Raw genomic sequence first — 2923 nt, 5'->3', positions numbered from 1 at the left:
CCGCGTCGCGGCCGGTGGGACGTACGCAGCTGGCGCCGGCGCGGGCCGCATCGCAGATGCGAGCCGCGGGGCGGCGTGCGTGCTGGCCGATGCGAAGATGCTGCTGAGCGCGGCTGATGCGGCCTCCGGAGCGGGCGCGGCCGGTACGGACGCCCCGGGATAAAGCAGATGCTTCACGCGCGCGATCAGGTCTTGCGGCTGGAAGGGTTTACGGATGAGCTCATCCGCTTTTACCGCGAAGGCTTTTTCCGCGACCGCACGATTCACCACACCAGACATGAGGATGACCGGCGTCTTGCCGAGCATGGGATGCTGCTTGATGTATTGGCAGACCTCGTAGCCATCTTTATCGGGCATGATGACGTCGGTGATGACGATGGCGGGGCGTTCCTGCTCGATCATCGCGAGCGCCGAGGCGGCGTCGTTGCACGCCACCACGTTGATGTTCTCGCGGCGGAAGGCGATCTTGATGACCTCGCGCATGGTGGCAGAGTCATCGATGAAATAAATCGTGGGGGTGGCGCCCTGCGCCGGTTCGCTCATTGCGGATCTCCTTCAGCGACGTCGTCGTGCTCGCCTTCGTCCACTTCACGCAGCGCGTCGAGCATGAGCTCGGTGGCCCCTCGCAGCACGGTGCGGGTGGCGGCGGTCGCACCGGGTACGAATTTGTAGACGCCCACGTCACTGTTGTTGCAGTTCTTGACGATGTGGATCACGGCATCGTCGCCGATCATGTCGCCGGCCTCGGCGTGCGAGACGTCACCACCATCGAAGAAGATGATGCCGTCGAGCATGCCCGCGTTCACGTGCAGCGCGCCGGTCTGGCGCGAGTGCGTCAACATCTGCACCACGCCCGGCAGATCGAGGTGTGAGAGCGAGCCGGAGAGCGCGGTATCCGCCGCACCCAGCATCTGCGTGGGCTGGAAGCCATCTTCATGCGAGCGCAGGAAACTACGGACGTGGGTGGCGATGGAATCAGGTCCGACGCGGCGGTCGATGTAGTCGTCGCAACCGGCGCGGAAAGCTTCCATCAGCGCCTGGTCGCCGCCATCGCCCATCGCGAGGATGGGAATGTGCGCCGTCTTGATGTCGGCGTGCAGCAGCTTGGGCAGGTCGTATGCGGACATCTCGCGCAGGTTGGTGGCACAGAGAATGGCGATGGGCGTGTCCCACTCGAGCGAGGTCAGCGCGAATGCGGACTGCGTGGAGTGTGTGACCTCGAAGCCTTCCTTCTTCAACGCGTCGGCAAGCCGCTTGGCAAAAAAGACGTTGGCGTCTATCACGAGAATCCTGGGCAGGCCGGGAGCTGCGCCGGTGGCGCTCATGCCGCTGCCTCCGAGGCCATCAGCCGTTCCAGGTCGATGACTTCCACGATCTCGTTGTCGAGGGAGAGCAATCCGATGACGTGGCGCGGCAGTTTGCCGGTCGGCGGCAGCAGCTCGGTGGTGGTGAGCTCGCACTCGCCGGAGACCGGGATGGCCGTCCACTCACTGGTGTCGGAGAACTTGCGCGTCGCGATGAGGAAGAACCTGCGCGCAGGCGCATTCGGGCCGACCAGCACGGGCGCGACATCGCAGACAGGAATGATGTGTCCGCGGCGCACGAGCACGCCGGTGAGCAGCCGGGATGCGTGTGGGAACGTCTGCTCGCGGTCGGGCCGCGCCAGCTCGGTCACGGTAGCGGCGGGCAAAGCAAAGCGCTTCGTCCCGATAGGAAAGAGCACGAACGAGCTGTCGCGCGCGGTGGTCATGCGGTCGCGCCTTTTTTCGAGGGCGCAGATTCCGCGGCCTCAGCTCCCGCGACTGCGGCTTGCAGCACGGTGAACTCTGCTTTCGACATGAATGCGGCCGGGTCCACCACCGGCACCACGCGCTCGTCGATCATGGCGAGGCCGCGATACCACTGCCGCTCTTCGCCTTGGAAGGCACGTGGCAGCGCGTGCACCGCGCCGATCTCGATGATGCGGTCGGTGTGGTCCACCAGCACCGCCGCGGCCGAACCGCGGAGCACGAGCAGGCGCGAAGCCTTCGACGGGAACAAACGAAAGTGGAGGTTCGAATCCACCACGAAATATCTCTTGCGATCGCGCTCGAGCGTGCCTTTGAACTTGGCCAATCGCGCGGTGGCCGTGCCCGCGGGCAGCGGCTTCAATCCGCCGGTATTGCGGATCTCTTCCACCGCATGTGCGGCGATGGCGAGGGTGTAGCCACCGACCGCGAACAGGATGACGGCCTCACGCTTCCCGGCCGGCTTCTTCTCGACGCGCTTCACAACGCACCGACCCGGGCCGCGCCGAAGAGGTAGAGCACGCGCTTCTCGAGCGCGGCGAAGATGTTGTCGATGCCCACGACCTGATCGACTGCGCCGGTCTTGATGGCTTCTGCCGGCATGCCGAAGATGACGGAGGTGGCTTCGTCTTGCGCGATGACGTGTCCGCCGAGGTCCTTGATGGTCTGCACGCCGCGCGCAGCGTCGTTGCCCATGCCGGTGAGCACCACGCCGATGGACATTGGCCCGGCAAACTGCGCCACCGTTTCCATGGTGACGTCCGCACACGGCCGATAGCCGGAGATGCGCGGGCCGTCGTCGAGCGTGATGCGTCCGGTCGGCGTGACGCGCAGGTGATGCGAGCCCGGGCAGACGTAGAGCACGCCGGGCTGCAGCATCTCCCCCTGCTCGGCTTCCTTCACCTTTATCTGCGCGATCTCAGCGAGCTGAGTGGAGAACTGCGACGTGAAATTCCCCGGCATGTGCTGCACCAGGATGACCGCGCCCGCGAACCCTGCGGGGAAGCGCGGCACGAAGTTCATGAGCGTCTGGGGACCACCGGTGGAAGCTGCAACGACGACGACGGGAAACTTTCCGTTGCCGCGCATGGCTGCCGGTGAGCCCATGACCGGCGGAGGAGGTTGCTTTGCGAGGG

5 protein-coding genes are annotated in these 2923 nt (G+C 65.4%); all 5 read right to left on the bottom strand.

Features of this window, described 5'->3' with window-relative positions; translation table 11 throughout:
- Positions 1-543 (bottom strand): response regulator (locus M3P27_00250; GenBank protein MDP9266739.1); only part of this gene is annotated, 543 nt, incomplete at its 3' end.
- Positions 540-1325, bottom strand: coding sequence for a DUF4388 domain-containing protein (locus M3P27_00245; protein ID MDP9266738.1), 786 nt, complete (start codon positions 1323-1325; stop codon positions 540-542). The genes M3P27_00245 and M3P27_00250, both read right to left, overlap by 4 nt.
- Positions 1322-1750 (bottom strand): chemotaxis protein CheW, encoded by a 429-nt coding sequence (locus tag M3P27_00240; GenBank protein MDP9266737.1) that lies wholly within the window; start codon positions 1748-1750, stop codon positions 1322-1324. Before M3P27_00240 ends, M3P27_00245 begins: the two co-directional genes overlap by 4 nt.
- Positions 1747-2271, bottom strand: a complete 525-nt coding sequence (locus M3P27_00235; GenBank protein ID MDP9266736.1) for a chemotaxis protein CheW — start codon at positions 2269-2271, stop codon at positions 1747-1749. The genes M3P27_00240 and M3P27_00235 overlap by 4 nt, the downstream gene beginning before the upstream one ends.
- A partial coding sequence (locus tag M3P27_00230; protein MDP9266735.1) for a CheB methylesterase domain-containing protein occupies positions 2268-2923 on the bottom strand: 656 nt, incomplete at its 5' end. The genes M3P27_00230 and M3P27_00235, both read right to left, overlap by 4 nt.

It is taken from the genome of Acidobacteriota bacterium, assembly GCA_030774055.1.
Lineage (GTDB): Bacteria > Acidobacteriota > Terriglobia > Terriglobales > Acidobacteriaceae > JACPNR01.
Note: the sequence above shows the minus strand (reverse complement) of the source record. Positions and strands in the feature narration are given on the sequence as shown.